Here is a 19905-nt window from a genome sequence, read left to right on the forward strand (position 1 = left end):
ATAACGGACAGGTTGGAATAGTTTATGGGTTAAGGAGTACAGGATATTTTGACATAAGGACTTTGGCTGGTGAGAAGATACATTCGTCGGTAAAATGGACAAACTTACGGCTTTTAGAGAAAGCAAGAACATTGATGTTAGAAAGGAGGGAACAGCACATTCTCCATCTTATAGAAGACGGAGAGTGCGCTGAATGTTGATGAATTTATCATTAATCTTGATTCTAAACCCGTTATGTTTTGCTTCTTTTTTTAATAAGCTCAGAAATTTGCTTTTAGATTTGCTCAGTAGGTTTTCTTTGAATTCAGCCTTTAGGAATTGAGTTTTTCGCTTCTATGTGGTATGACTTACCGGTAGGGATTGTTCTCAAATATCCTAGCAGAGATCTTTTACTGCAGAGATCTTTTACTCCATTAAATGGAATGTGCTTTCTGGCTGATTTACTGTAATTTTTTTATAAAGTGGGTCTTTCATTATACTAAAGTAGAAGCCAAGAAGATACTGAAAGGATTAAAAAATGGGTTGTTTTTCGCCGGATGGGAAAGATCGTTCAGGGAGAAAATGGCTCCGGCGGAGGGACTCGAACCCCCAACCTAGTGGTTAACAGCCACCCGCTCTACCGGTTGAGCTACGCCGGAACATTTTCTGAAATTAATTCTATCAAAGCTCTGATACTTTTCAAGTGTCCAGTAGGTGAATAAAATATTAAACTGTATACTCAAAAGAACTTTGAAATACTTTGAATCAACCAGATGACCACAAATGTCCAGATAATCACAATGATCAATGTCACTGTGTTGAATCTTTTAGTCAATTTTGTCTGTTGAACTTTTGCTTTGTATTCTTCTAACACCTCTCTTGGTATAGATTTTAACGCCATGCCGATCAGCGCAGGTACGATCAGAAGATCATCTAATTGACCCAGAATTGGTATGAAATCAGGTATCAAATCCACCGGGCTGAGCACATATCCCACCGCAATGCTTATGAGAATTTTCGATCTTTTTGGAACACGCCTGTCTTTGCGCATCAGATATAGGGCTTTAATTGTCAAATTCAGCTCAGAGAATTTCATCCTGATTCACGCTCTTTTTGGATTTGTGATTGTTGCATCTTTTGCTTTTTCATCTCCAAAAAATGCTTGAGAGTCAAAAGGCTCTGAGTCATGTCTTCATCGACCACAAAAACGTCATCGGGAACTATGAGTCTTGTTGGTGCAAAGTTCCATATCCCTTTTATGCCATTGAGAACGAGCATATTTGCAACTTCCTGAGCAGAATCTTTTGGAACACAGATTATGCCTATTTCGACGTTGAATCTTTTTATCACCCTTTCAAGATCTTTCATTGGCAGCACTGAGAGTTCTCCAATGAAGGTACCTATTTTTTTCGGATCGCTGTCAAAGACTGCCACGATTTCTATTCCATAGCTGGAAAAACCTGGATAATTCACCAGTGCACTGCCAAGGTGTCCTGCTCCAACCAGAATTACTTTTGTCGTTTTTCTCACTCCGAAGAGTTCTTCGAGCTCCTGGCGCAGTGCTTCTACATCGTATCCCACCTTTGGTTTTCCCGTTGTTTTAAGGTAGGTCAAATCTTTTCGCACCTGCTCAGGGTTTGTGCCGATCATCTGCGCGATCTTTTCAGAGGATATGTACTTTAAGTCCGTTTCATTCAGCAGTCTGTGGTAGAGCTTTAATCTATCAAGTGTTGGTTTTGGTATCACGATTGGTTCTTTATCCTGCTGATCTGGCACTCTGCCAACACCTCTTTGATTTTTTCAACGGTTGCCTCACTGATTAGTTTATCATCTACCATGACATTTGGTGACTTACCACAGTTTTCAAGGCAGAATGTGCCGACTATTTCGATGTCACTGTCAAGATCTCCTTGTTTTACCAGTTCCACAAGTTCAGAGAGTATTTTGTAAGAACCTTTCATGTAACATGAGGTGCCAAGACAGACTCTGACAGTTGTTTTGTCTTCTTTCGGCAGCGGCAGTATTTCTATGTCGTTTGAATCAACGCGCTTTCTTGGCTTATAGGTTGTGTGAATCATATGGCGTGTATGTTCGTCTTTGAATTCTTCCTGATAGAGTTTCTGCAGATAGTAATTTTCCACAGGCGAGTAAATAGCCTTTGTACCTGCTGTTTCTTTCAAAATCTTTGCCCGATTCTGTCTTGCTTTTGAATCATTCGGGTACGGTTGTCCTCCACCACCAACGCATCCGTAGTTACATGCCATTACTTCTATTATGTCCGCGCTCAATGCTTTTTCGGTGATTTTTTTCATCACATTTCTTGCGTTTGAAAGCCCAAAGACCACAAGACCTGTCACGGTTTTTCCATCTTTGAGTTTGAGTGTTGCCGATTTCACACCCGGCTGTAAGTCGCTGTAAAGCTCCTGTGTTATACCAATCTCGTCTCTTATTACCTCAACTACCGTTGAAAAAACGCCGCCTGTTTTTCCAAAGTTCAAACCACCCTGAGAGGAGATTCCAAATGGTCTGTCAAAGGGTTCTGGTGTTAGCTGTTTTAGATTGATACCGCTTGCTTTTATCATCTGCGAGAGTTCTTTTGTTGTCAAAACCAGATCGACTGTTCCAAGGTGTTCTTCTCTTTCGGCTTCGAATTTTTTTGCGGTACACGGCATGAACGAAACAAGGACGATATTTTCCGGATTTATTCCCATCTTTTTTGCGTATATTTTTTTGATAACAGTTCCAAGTGCCTGCTGTGGTGATTTCACCGTCGAAAGATTTTCAACGTATCTTGGGTAGAACTGCTCGACGTACTTGACCCAGGCTGGACAGCAGGATGTCAGTTGTGGCAGTTTTTCGCCGTTCAGAATTCTTTGATAAAATTCGTGAGCCTCTTCGTACGCAACAAGATCAGCCGCAAAAGCAACATCAAAGACTTTTGCAAAGCCGGATGTTTTGAGGAATGCAACCAGTCTTTCTGCCATGGCTGTGTCCGCATCCATGGAAAGTTCTTCCTGAATCGCGACTCTGACGGCTGGTGCTATCATTCCTATCACGGTTTTTCCGCTGGAGAGTGCCTGATAGAGTTTGTCAAGGTCGTTTCTGAAGCTCAAAGCTGCCGTTGGACAGTGTGCAACGCATTGCCCGCAATAAACACACTCTGTTTTAGAGAGTTCTGTTTCAAAGACTGGCACAACCTGAGTCGAGAATCCACGATAGGCAAAGTCTATTACACCAATTCCCTGAACTTCTTCGCAAACTCTTACGCAGTCACCGCAGAGTATGCATTTGGAGTTGTCTCTGATTATAGGTGAAGATCTATCTGTATTTGTGTTTTTGCTTATCTGAGAAAATCTCACATTTCTTATTCCAAATTCTTCCGCGTATCTTTGAAGTTTGCAGCTTCCGTTTCTTTCACATGTCGTACAGTCTCTGTTGTGTGTTGCGAGTATCAACTCCAGAATACCACGTCTCAGTTCATAGATTTGAGGTGTGTTCGTTTTTATTCTCATGCCTTCTTTTGGTTTCACTGTACAAGAGGTGACGATATTTCCATCTATTTCAACAAGGCACATTCTGCAGGCACCGTAAACAGATGTTTCGGACAGATAACAGAGATTGGGAATTTCTATTCCAACTTCTTTTAAAGCTTCGAGTAAGTTTCTTGAATCGTCTTTCAGTTCTACCTGCCTGTCGTTTACAAATACTTTCATACTCCACACCTCCTAAAGGATTTCTATTGCCTTGAATTTACATTTTTCAACGCAAAGTCCACATTTTACGCACTTGTTTTGATCTATTTTGTAAGGTTTACCGCGTTCGCCAGTTATCGCACCCTGCGGACAGGACCTCGCACACAAGCCACAGCCCTTGCACAGTTGTTCGTTGATCGTGTATTTTTTGAAAGCGGTGCAGGTGCCACTTGGACAGATACCGTTCAAATGAGCTATGTACTCATCTCTGAAGAGCTTCAAGGTACTTATTATTGGGTTCGGTGCAGTCTTTCCAAGTCCACAGAGAGATGTTGTTTTGATCAGTTTTGCTAAAAATTCAAGGTTTTCAAGGTCCTGTTCAGTGGCTTTAGCCTGAGTGAATTTTTCCAGGATCGTGTATGCCTGCATGGTACCTTCACGGCATGGTACGCATTTTCCGCAGGACTCTCTTTTCGTAAAATCCAGGAAGAACCTTGCGACTTCTACCATGCAGGTTCTTTTTGTTATCACGACGATTCCACCAGAACCAACCATCGCATCTATGGATCTCAATGTGTCGTAATCAAGTGGCATGTCGAGAAATTCTTTTGACAGACAGGCTCCGGATGGTCCTCCTATCTGCACGGCTTTTAATTCTTCATTGTTTGCAAGACCGCCGCATATGTCGTATATGATCTTTCTCAGAGTGGTTCCAAACTCGACTTCTATGATTCCAGTGACCTTCAGCGGACCTGTGACTGAAAACATCTTTGTTCCGGGTGAGTTTGGCACACCGAGTTTTCTGTACTTTTCCACTCCGTCTCTTATGATTCTTGGAATATTAGCGTATGTTTCGACGTTGTTGATGAGTGTTGGATATCCCCACAAACCCGATTGTGCCGGGAAAGGTGGTCTTGGTCTTGGCATACCGCGTTTGCCTTCTATCGATGCGAGCAAAGCAGTCTCTTCACCGCAGACAAAAGCACCCGCACCTTCTTTAATTTCGACATCAAATGAAAAACCAGTATTGAGGATATTCTCACCGAGAAGTCCCATCTTCCTTGCATCGTCTATGGCTTTTTGGAACATCTGTATTGCAATGGGATACTCTGCTCTGATATACGCGTAAGCTTTCTGCGCGCCTATGGTGTAACCGGCGATGATCATGCCTTCAAGTACCAGATGTGGATCTCTTTCAAGCAGAGTTCTGTTCATGAAGGCTCCCGGGTCACCTTCATCTCCGTTGCAGACAACGTATTTTCTCTCTGATTTGCTGTTTTTCGCGGCTTCCCATTTCAATCCAGTTGGAAAACCTCCGCCGCCTCTGCCCCTCAAACCAGATGCCTTAACAGTTTCAACGATTTCATCCGGACTCATTTGCGACAGAACTTTTATGAGTGAACTGTATCCACCTCTTGCCATGTAGTCTTCTATGCTGTCGCATTCACATTTTCCAATGTCTTCCATTATGTAGAAATTCTGGTTTTTGTACAGTGTGGTTTCTTCAAGTGTCTTTACCCGATGATTTGTCGCTGGATCTATTAGAAGAAGTTCTTCAACTGGTTCTGAGCGTTTGATGGTTTTTTCAACTATTTTCTGAACGTCATCGACGGTCACATGTGAATAAAAGTAACCGTATGGCATTATGTTTACCAGAGGTCCGTTTGAGCATCTTCCACAGCAGCCGGTTTTTTTCAGTGGGTTTTCATCTTCTTCGATTTTTGAGAGTTTCACAAGATCTATGAGGTTTTCTTTTTCAAGAACTTTTTTGAATTCTTCGTAGACTTTCAGCGCACCTTTTGCTGTGCATCCGGTTCCAACGCAAATGTAAATGGAGAGATTGGAAAGTTTTCTTTTTCTTTTTTCTTTCTGCTTTTCTATGAAATCAATAGCCTGATCAATACTACTGAGCATTTTTCTCACCTTCTTGTTTTAGGTTTCTTATGATCTGCTTTACTTTTTCTGGTGTGAGATTTCCGTATACTTCTCCATTTATCACCATAGCCGGAGCCAGAGCACAGGCTCCCAAGCAACCAACCTGATCAACGCTGAACATGAGATCTTTGGTAACTTCTCCGGGTTTTATGTTCAGCTCTTCTTCTATGGCTTTCAGCAAGCCAGTTGAGCCTTCCATGTGGCAGGCAGTTCCATCGCACAGAAGTATTGCATACTCTCCTTTTGGTTTTAGAGAAAACTGGGCGTAGAATGTACCAACACCGAAGATCTTTGCAGGAGGAATCTGCAGTGCAATACCTATGTAATTGACAACGTCCTGTGGAAGGTATCTGTACTGTTTCTGGACATCGAGCAGGATTTTTATGAGATTTTCCTTCCTGTAGCCGTGCTTTTGCAGAATCTCTTCGACTTTTTCAAAATTCCTTTCCACCCTGTTCACCTCCTCAGCAGTATTCAAGGTTTACGATTTTTCCTTTCTGTTTAAGAATCTGTGCTATGTCGTGGATCAGCCGGAATTTTAAAGAGATGTCGTGGCTGAAAAGCGGGTTTTGATGTGCGGGGTTAATAGCCCTTCCAACAAAGAAATTGACTTGATCTGCCTCAAGCAGCATGTCAACGAGAACGGCTGCACCGTACGCTAACTGATGCTGTTGATCGTTCAGGTATCGAAAGACGTGTGTTAAGGTGACTATGCCTTCTGTGACAAGGTCTATTCCATCCATTTTGCCAACTGGCGGCAGATCTTCGGAAAATGAACGAAGGTCAAGCTCGACTTTTTTCTTGAGAACTCTCTCGAAGATCTGGGCTGTTGTGCCACCGCACACGATCTTTTTACCGCTCTGCTGTATGAATTTTCTGACCATCTGTTCGTCTTTTGTTCGATCCTGGGGCGGTCCAACAAAGAGATTTACCACCTGTAAGGTTTTAAACTGTACAACTGCTGCAAGGGCATCATCACCGCGTGTTCCTCTGTCAAGATGTTGGGATAGTTTGATCAGATGCTCTATTATGTTTTTTGGTTTTATGTTTTTTTCGAGCAAAACAGTTATTTCTCGAATGATGTTGTCAACGCCAAAACCAAGTGGAAAGTTTTCTGTACCCATACCAGCCTGTGATACTCCATCGGTCATGATGAAAATCAGATCACCTTCAGATGGCTTGATGTGGCAAATTGAAATTTCTCTGGCTTCAACAATGGTTGTTTGTTTTTCGAGTCGCACGAGTTTTTTGTCTTTGAAATAAAGAGTGACGGGAAATTCGTATTCGACTATCGAGCACAGTTCTTCGTCTGCGTCAAAAACCACCGAACAGAGGTTGGCATAACTTATACCCCTGACTTTGCAGACCGGCAGTGTTGCGAGTATTGAAGAAAAAACTTCATTTATCGGTACACCGTTGAACAGCATTGTGGTTGCCATAGAAGTGGTAAGAGTGGAAAGAATACTCGCTTTCACACCACTTCCAAGTCCGTCTGAGACGCTCACCGCAACTTTTTTCTGGTTTCTTTTGATGCATATTGAATCTCCGCATATTTCTTCATCTTGTTTGTTCTTTTTCGCAAAATCTATTTGACAGGTGAGCATATCATTCCTCCATGAATTTTCGAAGCTCCACAAAATGACTCTTCGTTTCGGCGATGGACTCTCCAAGAAGGCCTGCTATTTCCTGTGCGATTCTCATCTGCTTTGATAGCATCTCTTCGATTTTGTTGAGTGTCTCCTGCTTTATGTTTTTCAGTTTTTCTTCCTGCTGTTTTTCCTTTGTCATGTCAACCAGCAGTAAGACATCGCTTGAGTCCTGAGGCAGTTTGAAGGTTTTCACGAAGAAGAAACCTTTTTCTCTGATTTCATAGATCTGATTGGGATGGGATGCTATTTGTTTGAGAAAATCACTCAGGTTCTGTTGCGGTATATCCCAAATTAGCTGTTCGGCGGCTCTGTTTTTGTAAAGGATAGAGCCGTTTTTGTATATGATGATTGCGTTGGGTGATTCTTCAACGACTCTGTTTGTAGCGGATTTTAATTTATCAACAAGATACGTCACGCACATTTCCTTTTCCGCTCTTTTGAGAACAACGGCGGCTGCTTTTTCTGTGCAGGTTTCATATCCACAGGCACTGCAATTCAATTGTTTTTTGGGATCGTCTTTACCAAGAGACTTCAAGACATTCTGAACCTGATCAGGATCAACATGTGCTGGTGCGTGTTTATTGGAAAATGTTCTTGAAAGATTGATTTGATGATATGTGATGTCGATGCTTTTTTCTAACAGGTTCATTTTCTGAATGTGGTTCAAAATTCTTCTTCTTTTTTCGAGTATGCTGATGTCTTTTCTGATAGCCGGACCGTTGATACAACCACCGACACATGCCGATGCTTCGATGAAAAATCCATCACCTATTGTTTCTATCTGTGAAAAAATCCTTGCGATATTCTCTGGTCCTTCTACTGAAATGTAGTTTTTCCATTCACCATTCACGGTGTAATTTATTCCACCGGATGCAGGATACATTCGCGCTCTATTCGGGTAGGGTGGTGTGGGAAATTCATCTGTTAATTCATCAAGTCCAAAATCGTTGCTTTTCAAAAATTCATCGAATTCCTCAAAGGTCATCACTATGTCTGTTTTTGTCTGTTCGCTTTTTTTTGCTATGCATGGTCCAAGGAAAACCACGGGGAAATCACCGTAGCGATCTTTCATGAACAACGAATGTGCAGCCATCGGTGAGATGTACGGTGCAAGATAACTCAATGCTTGTGGATAATGTTTTTCTGCCAGATTCACCACGACAGGGCAGGCAGTTGTGATAACACTCCTTTTTTTTGAAAAGTCTCTGGCATACTCTTTGGAGACTAATTCAGCTCCAACGGCGGTTTCCTGTACAACAACGGCACCGAGCTTTTTCAAAAGAAAGATGACTTTGTAAGGCTGGTCGTAATGTGCAAAAAAAGATGGTGCAACGGACACAAGAAAAGGTTTGCCTATTAATTGCTGAAACTGCCCGGTATGCTTTAAATAGCTCTTTGCCTTTTGCGGACAAACCAGAACGCAGGTTCCACATTCTATGCATTCCTGTTCGATTACGCTTGTTTTGCCATCGCTGAAGCTGAGAGATTTGACAGGACAGTTTCTCAAACATTTGTAGCAATATATGCAGCTTGCTTCATTTGAGATGATTGTGCTCATTTTTCGCCTCCAGAACGATCTGTTCTATATTTCTCGGGTTAACCTGTTTGTAGAGCTTTCCGTCTATTTCAACGCACACGCCTTCAGAGCAATTACCAAAACACAGAGAACCGTAGATACAGATGTCTGGATAGAGCTTCCTTAACTCTTCCAGTTTCTGAACCACTCTGTATGAATCTTTCAAATGACAGGAACTTCCCATACAGACTTTGATTAACATACAACCACCCAATCGTGATATTTTTATCGTTATATATTTCACAATAATCTTACCATGCTTTTTTATCTTCTGTCAATGAAAGCCATTCAACGAAACATAAGAGCCGATTAACTGGCGATTACAGCTTGGTGAATTCAAAAAGGTGTGTTTAAAACCAGGAGTTGTTAATATAAACTGATTGTGGTGATAAAATGCGATGGAAAGAGCTTGACACAGATGTGAGAAAATATCTGCTGTTTTACAGCATAGCCGGTTTTTCTTTTTCTTCGATTATTGCCGTGCCAACTCTTGGTAGATTGATGAACATCCCGATGGAGAATCTGGGATGGTTATTCAGTATCTCTTACGTTGTGCAGGCAGTTTTGACTTATATATTTGGCAAGAGATTTGAACAAATGTCGGTTAACTACGGATTGTTTTTTGCAAGAACATTTTTTGCCGTTGGGTCTTTGATCTTTGCGATCTCAACTGGTCTGTGGACTTTCGCGGTTGCCCAGATGTTTTTGAGCCTTACCGATATTTTCTACCCCTGTCAGGTTATGTATGAAAGGGCGATTTTCACACCAAAACACAGAGAAGCGATATACTCGTTTGAGTTTTTCATGACGGAGTTTTTGAAGACCGTATCTTATTTTGTTTTTGTCTTTTTGCTCGCTCCTTTCATGACCGGACAGAGTTTTTTGAGAATAGTGTTTTTCATGGTTTTTTGTTTGAACATTTTCTATGCCTTTTCCTATTTGAAAATACTGCCGAAAATAGACAGCGGGATGAAAATACCTCAGGGTCATGTGGTAGCAAGTACGAATCTTGGCACATTTCTTTCAATCATGTTTCACCAGTATCTGTGCAACATTGCTTTCAATTTTGCGAGTTTTCTTGTGATCTCTTATTATCTCATCGACTGCTTCAAACTGAGCGGTTCTTCGCCATTTCTGTTTGAAATGGTTTTCTCGGCTTCTGTGGCTTCATCGATCTTGTGGAAGAAATTTGTCAAAAACCATCCGTCGATGAATCTGGTAGTGGGTATTTCATTGATCATTTTATCTTTCGCACTGTGGATGATTGAGAATGTGTATTTGTTTTTCATCTCTCATGTGATCATGGGGATAGGTTTCATCTTTTGGTTTCCAGCAAAGGAAACCATAAAAATTCACATAGCACCAAGAGAGCTTGGCAGATGGGAAGGTTTCTTTCAGGGTTTGAATATCTTTAGTAGAATCTTCATACCTGTGATTTCTGCTTACGTTGCCACGAAAATAGGCTACAAGTGGGTATTTGCTGTGTCTGCAGTTCTGGCAACGTTTAGTCTGATTGTCTCTCTACCGGCTTTGATCTGGATGAAGAAAAACTACGGTGCCACCAGAGTTTGAGACAGTTTAAATCAACTCTCATTTGTGGGATTACAGGGATGTCAAACCAAACAGTTCTTTTGCATTTTCTATGATCTTATTTGAGATCTTGACTGGATCTTCGTTCAAAATTGCTGAAATTTCGTTCACCACAAATCTCACATAGGACGGTTCGTTTCTCTTGCCCCTGAATTGCTGTGGGGGTAAATATGGGCAGTCAGTTTCCGTAACGATATTTTCTATACCAACAGCTCTCACAACGTTTTTCAGCGAGATGTTTTTTGGGTAAGTTAACGGTCCACCGATACCTATAAAACAGCCAAGCTCGATGAATTTCAAAGCCCAGGTGGTATCAGAAGAAAAGGCGTGAATCACTCCACCTGCAGGCGGTAGACCAATCTGGGAAAGTATTTCATACGCATCTTCATAGGCATCCCTTATGTGGATTATCACGGCAAGATCGAGCTCCCTGGCGAGCAGTAGCTGCTCACGAAAGACCCTTTTCTGGTCTTCTTTGGATGAGAAATTTCTGAAATAATCCAGTCCTGTTTCTCCAATTGCGACAACCTTTGGATTTTCTGCCAGTTCTCTTAATTTCTCTATGTAGTCTTTTTCGACTTTACCTGCTTCGTGCGGATGAACGCCCACAGAACAAAAGATATTTTTGAATCTTTTAGCAAGTTTCAGCGATTCTATAGAATCTTTGACATCTATTCCAACGTTGATCACAAATTCCACACCATCAGCCGCAAATCTGTCGATCAAAGATACCAGATCATTTTTAAATTGAGGAAAATGCAGATGAGCATGTGTGTCAACTATTCTCATAATTTTCTCCTTTCGAAAATGATATATTCTTTTTGGAAATGTCACTATCAAAATTTTATCACAGCACAAAACTGGGGGAAGGCATCTGTCTGGCTGGATTAGAAAAAGATGGGTCGCGGTTTTTTTGATGATTGTTCTGGGTTTTCTATCTTTCTGGCAGCTCAGGAATTTGAAAATAGGCGGGTATTTCAAGTCCCAGATACCAGATCAGTCGCGTTATGTTCAGGCTGAAAGAGATATATCGAGCTCTTTTGCGATAAAAGATCTTCTGTTGATAGCGACACCATTTGAGGACAGAACCAGGGTGAATGAAGTTGCCGCGATTGTAAGAAGTATAAAAGGTGTTTCACTTGTGATAAACCCTCTGGAGTTTCCTTTCACAGTTTCAGATAAAACGACTTTTGCGCAGCAGCTTGGTCTTGTGGGCAAATACAAAGGAAAAGACTATGCGATTCTGATAGCAATGATATCTTCACAGCCTGAAAAGACTTCTATTGAGATCTCACGACTTGTTAGAAAATACGGTGCGGCGCTTTTTGGTAACTCATTTATAACTGCAAAATCCCTTGAATATATAGAATTTATTTTGAAATACCTTTCACCAATTGCAATCTGTGTTATATTCCTGATATTCTACGTGAGTCTGAGAAACTTTTGGGCGGCACTTCTTTCTTTCTTACCGAGCTTTTTGGCAACAGTGTACATGCTTGGAATATACAGTGCCTTTGGTAAGACTATCACCCTTGAAAATGTGTTGATGCCTTTCATCACACTGGTTATGGGAAGCTCAGCAGGACTTCATTACATGTCACATTATCTTTCCACAAAAGACTCTAACTGTTTTGAAAGGGCAAATAAAGCGCTGAAGGACACTTTCATACCGCTTCTCATGACTACTTCAACAACTGTTGTGGGATTTGTTTCGCTGTGTTTTACTTCCTCTCCTGTGATGATCGAGCTTGGTTTATCGGGTGCATATGGAGTGGGAATGGCAGGTTTTACTACTTTTATCTTTCTTCCACCGATTGCAACTTTTCTGAAGTATCACAGGGTGCAGTTTGGCAAAGATAAGATTGCCAGCTATTTTGTCAGGTACAGAAAGATGAATCTGATAATTCTTGTTAGTGTGTCGGTGTTTTTATGCCTTTTTGTTTTTAATGTCAAACAGGAATTTCACGTGTTGATGTTTTTTAGAAAGTCTTCCAGGGTCATGGAAGGTTTGAGAATTTTGGAGAGTATATCCCAGGTGAATATACCAATCATGGTCAAGGTGAACATGGATGTAGATCCACTATCAAAACAAGGTATTGAAATGATGGAAAAGGTCAGAGAAAGTGCTTTGAAGTACGCTCGCCGCACTCTGTCAATCTTAGAGATCAACGAAATGATTCCACCGCTTTTTAGAAGTGTTGTTTCATTCGTATTGCCACAGGGGACCTTTGTCAACCGCTCAAACAAAAGTGCCCTGATGCTTGTTTTTTTGAAAGATTTTTCTAAAAAAACTCATTATGATCTTGAGAATACTTTGAGATCTCTTTCATTTGAAGGGTTGAAACAAATATCTGTTACTGGTGAAAATTACAAATACCTGCAGATGAACGATGAAATTCTGTCAAATCAGAGATTTAGCATATTTTTTGCGATCGTGTTGATCACTTTGATGATGGTTTTAATGCTAAAAGACATCAAACTCGGTTTGATGAGTATGGTACCGATTGTTCTGAGTATTGTGAATATTTACGGTCTACTTGGATTGTTTGACATACCGCTCAACGTCATCAGTTGCTATATCATGAACATAGCCCTTGGTGCAGGTATAGACTATGCCATACATTTCACATATACCTACAAGACGGTGCAAAAGGCATCGCTCGTTAATACCTTGAATGTGACAGCAAGACCAATAATAGCCAATGCACTTGGCGTTGGAATAGGTTTCTGCGTTCTTTTGTTCTCACCGATGAGAGTTCATGTTCACATAGCCGTCTTGATGCTCATGGCAATGGTCATGTCTTCTTTCTACACGCTGTTCTGGATGTGTGGAATTATGAGATGTGATAAAGCTAAAAGATCTTTAAATTAGATAAAACAACGTTCTTTAGCAACTATCAATTCAGTTTGCATTTTTTTGATAATCTGTTATATTTACAAGAGAAAGGAGGAACGAAAATGAAAGCAAAGTTTGTGGTGATATTTATTGCAATTGTGGTTTTTATTGTATATCTGATGACAGGGATTTATCAGGTTGATCCATCTCAGGTTGCACTGGTTAAAACCTTCGGCAAATACAGTCACACAGCAGGTCCTGGAATACACATTCACGCACCGTATCCTTTTCAAACGCATGTGATAGTTGATGTCCAGACAATCAGAAAACAGGAGATAGGTTTTAGAACAGTCAAACCCGGGCAGTATGTTCAAAAGAAAGAAGAAGTTCTAATACTGACGGGTGATGGAAACATAGTTTCGGTTGAAGCAGTTGTTCAATTTCGCGTGAATGATCCTGTGAAATTCGTTTTCAACGTTGAAAATCCCGAAGAGCTCGTGAAATTCACCGCTGAATCTGCTTTAAGAGAGATGATAGCCAAAAGAACTGTTGATGAAATTTTGACAGCGGAAAGAGACAAGGTGTCGTACGAAGTTCATCAGATAACACAGCAATTGCTGGATCAATACGATGTGGGAATAACTGTCATAAATGTGCTGCTCCAGGAGGTTGTACCACCTCAGCCGGTTATCGCTGCCTTTGACGATGTGAACAACGCAAAGCAGGATAAAGAAAGGTATATAAATGAAGCACTCAAATACGCAAATAATCTCATACCTTCTGTGGAGGGTGAGGCAAGAAAGATAGTTTTAGAGGCGGAGGCTTATGCTCAGCAAAAAGTTCTTCAAGCTACAGGTGAGACGCAGAGGTTTTTGAGTATTTTAAAAGAGTACAAAACTGCTCCAAAGGTCACAGAGACACGATTAAAACTCGAGACACTCGAAGAAGTTCTGCCAAAGGCAAAGAGGATAATTCTGCTCGATGGTTCACAGAACATTACTTTACTCAATCTGGATAAGTTGATCGGTGGTGATGGAAAATGAAGATGGTAATTTTGATAGGTATTCTCACCGTTGTTGTCATAGCGGCTGTTTTTGTGGGTTTGTCGTTTTTCATTGTTGATCAGACGCAGTATGCAATAGTTATCAGATTTGGAGAGATAAGAAGAATAATCTCAGAACCGGGTCTGTATGCACGCACACCTTTCGTGGACAACGTGGTCCGTTTCAGCAAGCGTTTTTATATCTACGATATACCCGTTGAGAAAATCATTACCCTGGACAAGAAAACGATGCTTGTTGATTCTTACGCCGTGTGGAGAATATCTGATCCAAAGAAATTCATCGAGTCAGTTAGAACAGTTTCTTTAGCGCTTTCAAGGATCGATGACGTTGTCTATTCTGGCTTGAGAAATACGCTTGCAAAACTGGAGTTCGATGACATCGTAACCGGTGAAAGAATGTATCTGAGTGATATCACAGAATTTTCTAAAAAGAACCTGCAGGATTTTGGCATAGAGATAAAAGATGTCAGGATCAAACACACAGATTTACCGGCTGAAAACCAGCAGGCGGTCTTTGAGAGAATGAAGTCTGAAAGGCAGAGTATTGCGGCTTTGATCAGAGCCGAGGGTCAAAAAGAAGCCCAGAAGATCCGTTCGGAAGCCGATAAAAAAGCGACTGTTTTAAAAGCAGAGGCTCCCAGTGAAGCTGAGAGAATAAAAGGTACAGGAGAGGCAAGTGCCACACGCATATACGCAGAAGCCTTTTCAAAGGACCAGGAGTTCTACAAACTTTTGAGAACACTTGACAGTTACAAAATGATCATTCCTGACAGCGTCGTTATTATCGGAGAAGACATGAGTATACTCAATCAGATAAAGTGAAAAAGTTTCTCTGTTTTCGATGAAAATATGGGTTTGAGTCATTATATTAATATTGTACGATATGTATCTGACAAAATGAAATAATATCTGGAAGTAAAATATAATTATGGTATACTTTACTTGGAGGTGATAAAGATGGGTATACCACTATTAGGGGAAAAATTTCCACAGATGGAGGTACTCACCACACACGGTAAGAAGAAACTTCCAGATGATTATCAGGGAAAATGGTTGGTGCTTTTCAGCCATCCTGCAGATTTCACACCTGTCTGTACGACTGAGTTTGTGGCGTTTCAGAAAAGGTACGACGAATTCAGAAAGCTTGGTGCTGAACTGATCGGTTTGAGCGTTGATCAGGTTTTCTCCCACATCAAATGGGTTGAGTGGATCAAGGAAAAGATCGGTGTACAGATCGAGTTTCCAATTATAGCAGACACTGGAAAGGTTGCGGAGATGCTTGGAATGGTGCATCCTGCAAAAGGCAGCAACACCGTCAGAGCTGTTTTTGTAATTGATCCCAACGGGTTTATTCGTACAATACTTTACTATCCGCAGGAAGTTGGAAGAAATATCGATGAAATTGTTAGAATCGTGAAGGCTTTCAAGGTGGCAGACGAAAACAAAGTAGCCATACCTGCAAACTGGCCAAATAATGAATTGTTTAAAGACGAGGTAATAGTTCCACCACCAACGAGCATTCAGGATGCTTTGAAAAGGAAGGAACAATACGAATGCCTTGATTGGTGGCTGTGCCATAAAAAAGTTTGAACTGTATACCCCCGACGGTGTCGGGGGTAAAATATAATTTTGAGGAGGGATGGTTTTATGATAAAAGAGAGTATTCAAAAAGCTTTTAATGAACAGATCAAAAAAGAGCTTGATTCTGCGTATCTGTATCTTTCAATGGCTGCGTATTTTGATTCGCAAAATCTTGAAGGAATGGCACACTGGATGAAATTACAGGCAAAGGAAGAGTACAAACACGCCATGAAATTCTACGAGCACATAAATGAGCGCGGTGGAAAGGTGGAATTTTTCGCTCTGGATCAGCCTGTCAGGGAATGGGCAAATCCATTTGAAGTTTTCAGGCACGTCTATGAGCACGAGCAGAAAGTCACAGCGAGTATATACAACCTTGTTGAACTGGCAAAGAAAGAGAATGATCATGCTGCATACGTGTTTTTGCAGTGGTTTGTAAATGAGCAGGTTGAGGAAGAATCAAATGCGTTGAAGATTTTACAAACACTTGAGAAGATAAAAGATGTCCCTGTTGGTATAATAATGATGGACAGAGAACTTGCCAAGAGGGAGTGATAAGATGTTCAACATCGACGAAGTTTTTGAGATCGCCGAACAGATCGAGAGAAACGGTGCGAGTTTTTACACAAAAGCGGCTGAAAAATTTGTAGAGTATTCTAAAAAGTCCATCTTTTTGAAACTCGTCGATATGGAAAAAGAACACGAAAAGAGATTTCACACCATGAGATTGGAAATTGCCAAAAAGGAGCGGGAGATTTCCCAGTTCCTTGATCCTTCAGGTGAAGCAGCCAAATATCTGCAGTCGATTGCAAACAGCAAGGTCTTTGATCTCAGAGCTGATCCGACTGACAGGTTCAAAGATATCCGTTCATTATCAGAGCTTTTGAGAGTAGCGATCGATCTGGAAAAAGATTCGATCATATTCTACCTGGGAATAAAGGAATCTGTCCCAGAAGGTCTTGGCAGAGACAAGATAGATCTGATCGTCAAAGAAGAGATGGGACATGTGCAGTTGCTTACAAATATGATCGAAACTCTTTGAGAGGAGATATCTATGATAACAAAAGAACAGGTTTTGAAGGCTCTGGAAAATGTCATAGATTTTGAATTGGGATTGGATGTTGTGAGTCTGGGACTTGTCTATGGAGTGGATATAGATCAACAGAACAACGTGACAGTCACAATGACCATGACAACACCAGCATGTCCGTTAGCTGGAATGATTCTGCAGGATGCAGAAGACAAAATTCGTGAAATAGAAGGAGTTGGAGATGTCAAAATCAATCTGACCTTTGATCCACCATGGACACCGGACAGAATGAATGAGGAGCTGCGAAAAAGATTTGGTATATGACTTTCAGAGAATTGTATAAGATTTTGAAAGATATGCTCGGCGGTGCCTCCGAATCCTCTGGTACGGAGGCACTTTTGCTTTTATCAGCCGCCACGGGTATGACCAAAGAAAGAATACTGCTTTCTTTTGAACAAGAGGTCAAGGACAGTTATTCAAAGCAGGCACTTGAGTTTGCCCGCCTGCGGTGCAGTGGTTTTCCTCTTCAGTACATAACCGGAAAATGCTATTTTTATGGATTAGAGCTCAACATAGAAGAAGGGGTTTTCATACCAAGGATCGAGACAGAAACCCTGGTGGATCTGGCTTTGGAATTGATTGAAAATGAGCAATTAAAAACAGTTGTTGATATAGGAACAGGCTCAGGTGCAATAGCCATTGCCATTGTACTGAACAGTGACTGTGAAGTTTACGCAACTGATATCAACCCAAAAGCAATCTTGCTTGCACGGAAAAATGCCGATAAATTCAAAGCAAAAATCACCTTTTTGGAAGGACCATTTTTAGAACCAGTTAAGCCTTTTCTTGAAAAAATCGACCTGATCGTTTCAAACCCACCGTATATCTCCACGAAGGCAGCTCTTGCAGCAGATGTTTTGAAAGAACCACACGATGCACTGTTTGCAGGAGAAGATGGACTGGATTTTTACAGAGAATTTTTTAAAGATACAGCTTTTTTGAAAAACAAGCATGTGTTGATGGAATTTTCCTGTGAACAGAGAGATTTTCTGCAAAAGCTCTGTTCTTTTGGAAATATTTCATTTTTTCATGATCAATTTGGAAAAACAAGGTTTTTTCATGTAAAGATAGAGTAGTAAAATAATTCGTGAGTCTAACAACATTGGGGTGAAAAAACCTTGAAGAGACTTCTTGGTTATGCAAAACCATATTTTTGGTTTTTTGTGCTTGCGATATTCATAGTGCTTGTTTCTGCTGTTATTGATCTTTTACCACCGCAGATTGTGAGAAAGGCAATAGATGGTTACATGAACAACCCATCTTTAAACGTCGAGCAGCGCATAAGCGGTGTATCGACTATGGCACTCATCTTGCTGGGTGTTGTTGGGCTCCAGTTTTTGCTTGGATATCTGAGTACTTATCTGACATCATTTCTTGGAAACAGGATAGTCTATGATATCAGAAGTGAACTTTACAGAAAGGTTCTTGATCTTCCGATGTCTTTTTTTGACAAAAATCCCTCTGGAAGGATCAACACAAGGATAGTCAATGACACGCAGAATATTCAGGAATTCTTCTCGAGTGTTATAACTTCTATGGTCAAAGATGTATTTTTGCTCGCTGGAGTCATCTATTTTATGTTGAAAATAAGTACAAGGCTTTTTGTAAATGTCAGCTTTGTATTTCCCATAATCATTGCTGCAATGGTCTTGTTCAGGTATTTCGATCTGAAGGTCTACAAAGAGGTCAGAACAAATCTTGCCCGCGTCAACGCATACCTTGCGGAACACATAAGCGGAATAAACGTGATAAAGCTCTTTTTGGCGGAAGATTACAAAGCAAGGGAATTTGATTCGGTGAATAAAGATCTGTACAGATCTTTGATAAATCAACTGTATGTTTTTGGTATTTTCAGACCTTTCATAGATTTGATTCACTACTTTGCCCTGAGCACGATAATCTGGTTCGGATCAAAATACATAATTGGCGGAACAATCCAATTTGGTGAACTCTATGCCTTTGTCGCGTACATTGACACATTCATGAGACCTCTTGGCGATATATCAGAAAAGTACGACATCATTCAAAACACGGCGGCGTCCTGTGAAAAAATATTCACACTGATGGATGAAAAACCAGAAGTGCTTGGTGAGCCACAAGACGATGGCAGGATCGTCAAAGGAGAACTCGTTTTCGATGATGTGTGGTTCAGTTATGACTCACAAAGATGGGTTCTCAAAAACATAAACATCACTTTCAAACCAGGAGAATTGACTGCCATTGTTGGAGAAACGGGAGCGGGCAAGACCTCATTGATGAACCTAGTAAATGGGATGTACGTTCCTCAAAAAGGCAGGATTTTGATAGACGGCAGAGACATGCTTCAGTACGATTTGAGAAAAATCAGGAAACAGATTGCAACTGTACCTCAGGATGTGATACTCTTTTCTGGGACGATTCTTGACAACATTAGATTGTTTCACCAGGAATACACCGAGCAACAGGTTATCGAAGCACTCAAAAAGGTGCACGCGTATGAAATCATAGATAAACTCAGCGATGGAATCTACACCAAAATAATAGAACGTGGTTCAACGCTTTCAGCTGGTGAAAGACAGCTCATAGCTTTGGCACGTGCGGTTTTGTTTGACGCAAAAATACTGATTTTGGATGAAGCAACCAGCAACATAGACGTCGATACAGAATCCAGGATCGAAACGGCTGTCAGGGAACTATCCAGGGATAAAACTGTCATCATGATTGCACACAGACTTTCAACTGTGAAAGGCGCAGACAGAATAGTAGTTGTTCACGATGGTAAGGTTGCAGAAGAAGGTCAACACGCAGAATTGCTTTCCAAAAAAGGTGTCTATTACAAGCTCTATCAAATACAGTTTGCCTCCTAAAGCCACTCTGTACCAGTCGATCATTTTGCAATCGACTGGTTTTCTTTTTTGCTTATTCTGGTATTGTA

19 protein-coding genes, 1 tRNA gene and 1 pseudogene are annotated in these 19905 nt (G+C 40.9%); 11 read left to right on the forward strand and 10 right to left on the reverse strand.

Translation table 11 applies throughout. The features are described from left to right. Positions 1 to 200 (forward strand): annotated as a pseudogene (locus tag AC4E92_RS08385) (hypothetical protein); the annotation flags it as partial. Between the two features lie 362 nt (positions 201 to 562). Here AC4E92_RS08385 and AC4E92_RS08390 read toward each other — a convergent pair. The 9 genes from AC4E92_RS08390 to AC4E92_RS08430 form a co-directional block, all read right to left on the reverse strand. Further along, a tRNA-Asn gene (locus AC4E92_RS08390) sits at positions 563 to 638 on the reverse strand. Between the two features lie 80 nt (positions 639 to 718). Next, positions 719 to 1075, reverse strand: a complete 357-nt coding sequence (locus AC4E92_RS08395) for a YkvA family protein (RefSeq protein ID WP_490240139.1) — start codon at positions 1073 to 1075, stop codon at positions 719 to 721. After that, on the reverse strand, positions 1072 to 1755 hold the full coding sequence (locus tag AC4E92_RS08400) for a redox-sensing transcriptional repressor Rex (protein ID WP_490240140.1): 684 nt from the start codon (positions 1753 to 1755) through the stop codon (positions 1072 to 1074). The genes AC4E92_RS08395 and AC4E92_RS08400 overlap by 4 nt, the downstream gene beginning before the upstream one ends. Continuing rightward, positions 1722 to 3692, reverse strand: coding sequence for a [Fe-Fe] hydrogenase large subunit C-terminal domain-containing protein (locus tag AC4E92_RS08405; RefSeq protein WP_490240141.1), 1971 nt, complete (start codon positions 3690 to 3692; stop codon positions 1722 to 1724). Before AC4E92_RS08405 ends, AC4E92_RS08400 begins: the two co-directional genes overlap by 34 nt. Before the next feature lie 12 nt (positions 3693 to 3704). After that, complete coding sequence (locus AC4E92_RS08410; protein WP_490240142.1) at positions 3705 to 5585, reverse strand: NADH-ubiquinone oxidoreductase-F iron-sulfur binding region domain-containing protein; 1881 nt, start codon at positions 5583 to 5585, stop codon at positions 3705 to 3707. After that, positions 5575 to 6057, reverse strand: a complete 483-nt coding sequence (gene nuoE / locus AC4E92_RS08415) for an NADH-quinone oxidoreductase subunit NuoE (protein WP_490240143.1) — start codon at positions 6055 to 6057, stop codon at positions 5575 to 5577. Before nuoE ends, AC4E92_RS08410 begins: the two co-directional genes overlap by 11 nt. Before the next feature lie 13 nt (positions 6058 to 6070). Further along, on the reverse strand, positions 6071 to 7210 hold the full coding sequence (locus AC4E92_RS08420) for a SpoIIE family protein phosphatase (RefSeq protein ID WP_490240144.1): 1140 nt from the start codon (positions 7208 to 7210) through the stop codon (positions 6071 to 6073). A gap of 1 nt (position 7211) precedes the next feature. Further along, positions 7212 to 8813 carry a [Fe-Fe] hydrogenase large subunit C-terminal domain-containing protein gene (locus AC4E92_RS08425; RefSeq protein ID WP_490240145.1) on the reverse strand — a complete coding sequence of 534 codons (1602 nt, stop codon included), beginning with the start codon at positions 8811 to 8813 and terminating at the stop codon, positions 7212 to 7214. Continuing rightward, positions 8791 to 9033 carry a (2Fe-2S) ferredoxin domain-containing protein gene (locus AC4E92_RS08430; RefSeq protein ID WP_490240146.1) on the reverse strand — a complete coding sequence of 81 codons (243 nt, stop codon included), beginning with the start codon at positions 9031 to 9033 and terminating at the stop codon, positions 8791 to 8793. The genes AC4E92_RS08425 and AC4E92_RS08430 overlap by 23 nt, the downstream gene beginning before the upstream one ends. A 191-nt stretch (positions 9034 to 9224) precedes the next feature. On the opposite strand from AC4E92_RS08430, the gene AC4E92_RS08435 reads away from it, so the two are divergent. Then, positions 9225 to 10403 carry an MFS transporter gene (locus tag AC4E92_RS08435; RefSeq protein ID WP_490240147.1) on the forward strand — a complete coding sequence of 393 codons (1179 nt, stop codon included), beginning with the start codon at positions 9225 to 9227 and terminating at the stop codon, positions 10401 to 10403. A gap of 30 nt (positions 10404 to 10433) precedes the next feature. Here AC4E92_RS08435 and AC4E92_RS08440 read toward each other — a convergent pair whose 3' ends face one another. After that, the gene (locus AC4E92_RS08440) at positions 10434 to 11210 is read right to left on the reverse strand and encodes a TatD family hydrolase (protein ID WP_490240148.1); all 777 of its coding nucleotides are present in this window, start codon (positions 11208 to 11210) and stop codon (positions 10434 to 10436) included. A gap of 127 nt (positions 11211 to 11337) precedes the next feature. On the opposite strand from AC4E92_RS08440, the gene AC4E92_RS08445 reads away from it, so the two are divergent. The 9 genes from AC4E92_RS08445 to AC4E92_RS08485 all read left to right on the forward strand — a co-directional run bounded on the left by AC4E92_RS08445 (position 11338) and on the right by AC4E92_RS08485 (position 19837). After that, positions 11338 to 13293 (forward strand): efflux RND transporter permease subunit, encoded by a 1956-nt coding sequence (locus AC4E92_RS08445; RefSeq protein WP_490240149.1) that lies wholly within the window; start codon positions 11338 to 11340, stop codon positions 13291 to 13293. Between the two features lie 86 nt (positions 13294 to 13379). Further along, positions 13380 to 14300: an FtsH protease activity modulator HflK gene (gene hflK / locus AC4E92_RS08450; RefSeq protein WP_490240150.1), complete on the forward strand. Its 921-nt coding sequence runs from the start codon at positions 13380 to 13382 to the stop codon at positions 14298 to 14300. Next, positions 14297 to 15142 carry a protease modulator HflC gene (gene hflC / locus AC4E92_RS08455; protein ID WP_490240151.1) on the forward strand — a complete coding sequence of 282 codons (846 nt, stop codon included), beginning with the start codon at positions 14297 to 14299 and terminating at the stop codon, positions 15140 to 15142. The genes hflK and hflC overlap by 4 nt, the downstream gene beginning before the upstream one ends. Positions 15143 to 15271: 129 nt before the next feature. Further along, positions 15272 to 15910: a peroxiredoxin gene (locus AC4E92_RS08460; RefSeq protein WP_490240182.1), complete on the forward strand. Its 639-nt coding sequence runs from the start codon at positions 15272 to 15274 to the stop codon at positions 15908 to 15910. 57 nt (positions 15911 to 15967) lie between these two features. Next, on the forward strand, positions 15968 to 16456 hold the full coding sequence (locus tag AC4E92_RS08465) for a ferritin (RefSeq protein WP_490240152.1): 489 nt from the start codon (positions 15968 to 15970) through the stop codon (positions 16454 to 16456). 4 nt (positions 16457 to 16460) lie between these two features. Then, positions 16461 to 16943: a ferritin-like domain-containing protein gene (locus AC4E92_RS08470; RefSeq protein WP_490240153.1), complete on the forward strand. Its 483-nt coding sequence runs from the start codon at positions 16461 to 16463 to the stop codon at positions 16941 to 16943. 12 nt (positions 16944 to 16955) lie between these two features. Next, entirely contained in the window at positions 16956 to 17255 is a 300-nt protein-coding gene (locus tag AC4E92_RS08475) for a metal-sulfur cluster assembly factor (protein ID WP_490240154.1), read from the forward strand. Then, positions 17252 to 18067, forward strand: a complete 816-nt coding sequence (prmC, locus tag AC4E92_RS08480) for a peptide chain release factor N(5)-glutamine methyltransferase (RefSeq protein WP_490240155.1) — start codon at positions 17252 to 17254, stop codon at positions 18065 to 18067. Before AC4E92_RS08475 ends, prmC begins: the two co-directional genes overlap by 4 nt. 42 nt (positions 18068 to 18109) lie before the next feature. Continuing rightward, a complete protein-coding gene (locus tag AC4E92_RS08485) occupies positions 18110 to 19837 on the forward strand; it encodes an ABC transporter ATP-binding protein (RefSeq protein WP_490240156.1) in 1728 nt (575 codons plus the stop codon). Positions 19838 to 19905 lie beyond the last annotated feature (68 nt).

It is taken from the genome of Pseudothermotoga sp. (assembly GCF_031962025.1).
Taxonomy (GTDB): domain Bacteria; phylum Thermotogota; class Thermotogae; order Thermotogales; family DSM-5069; genus Pseudothermotoga_B.

Coding starts and splice junctions, on each gene's coding strand:
- AC4E92_RS08430 (WP_490240146.1), bottom strand. CDS start 9,033: ATGTTAATCAAAGTCTGTATGGGAAGTTCCTGTCATTTGAAAGATTCA.
- hflK (WP_490240150.1), top strand. CDS start 13,380: ATGAAAGCAAAGTTTGTGGTGATATTTATTGCAATTGTGGTTTTTATT.
- AC4E92_RS08445 (WP_490240149.1), top strand. CDS start 11,338: ATGATTGTTCTGGGTTTTCTATCTTTCTGGCAGCTCAGGAATTTGAAA.
- prmC (WP_490240155.1), top strand. CDS start 17,252: ATGACTTTCAGAGAATTGTATAAGATTTTGAAAGATATGCTCGGCGGT.
- AC4E92_RS08425 (WP_490240145.1), bottom strand. CDS start 8,813: ATGAGCACAATCATCTCAAATGAAGCAAGCTGCATATATTGCTACAAA.
- AC4E92_RS08470 (WP_490240153.1), top strand. CDS start 16,461: ATGTTCAACATCGACGAAGTTTTTGAGATCGCCGAACAGATCGAGAGA.
- AC4E92_RS08435 (WP_490240147.1), top strand. CDS start 9,225: ATGCGATGGAAAGAGCTTGACACAGATGTGAGAAAATATCTGCTGTTT.
- AC4E92_RS08475 (WP_490240154.1), top strand. CDS start 16,956: ATGATAACAAAAGAACAGGTTTTGAAGGCTCTGGAAAATGTCATAGAT.
- AC4E92_RS08395 (WP_490240139.1), bottom strand. CDS start 1,075: ATGAAATTCTCTGAGCTGAATTTGACAATTAAAGCCCTATATCTGATG.
- AC4E92_RS08440 (WP_490240148.1), bottom strand. CDS start 11,210: ATGAGAATAGTTGACACACATGCTCATCTGCATTTTCCTCAATTTAAA.
- AC4E92_RS08465 (WP_490240152.1), top strand. CDS start 15,968: ATGATAAAAGAGAGTATTCAAAAAGCTTTTAATGAACAGATCAAAAAA.
- AC4E92_RS08420 (WP_490240144.1), bottom strand. CDS start 7,210: ATGCTCACCTGTCAAATAGATTTTGCGAAAAAGAACAAACAAGATGAA.
- AC4E92_RS08405 (WP_490240141.1), bottom strand. CDS start 3,692: ATGAAAGTATTTGTAAACGACAGGCAGGTAGAACTGAAAGACGATTCA.
- AC4E92_RS08410 (WP_490240142.1), bottom strand. CDS start 5,585: ATGCTCAGTAGTATTGATCAGGCTATTGATTTCATAGAAAAGCAGAAA.
- hflC (WP_490240151.1), top strand. CDS start 14,297: ATGAAGATGGTAATTTTGATAGGTATTCTCACCGTTGTTGTCATAGCG.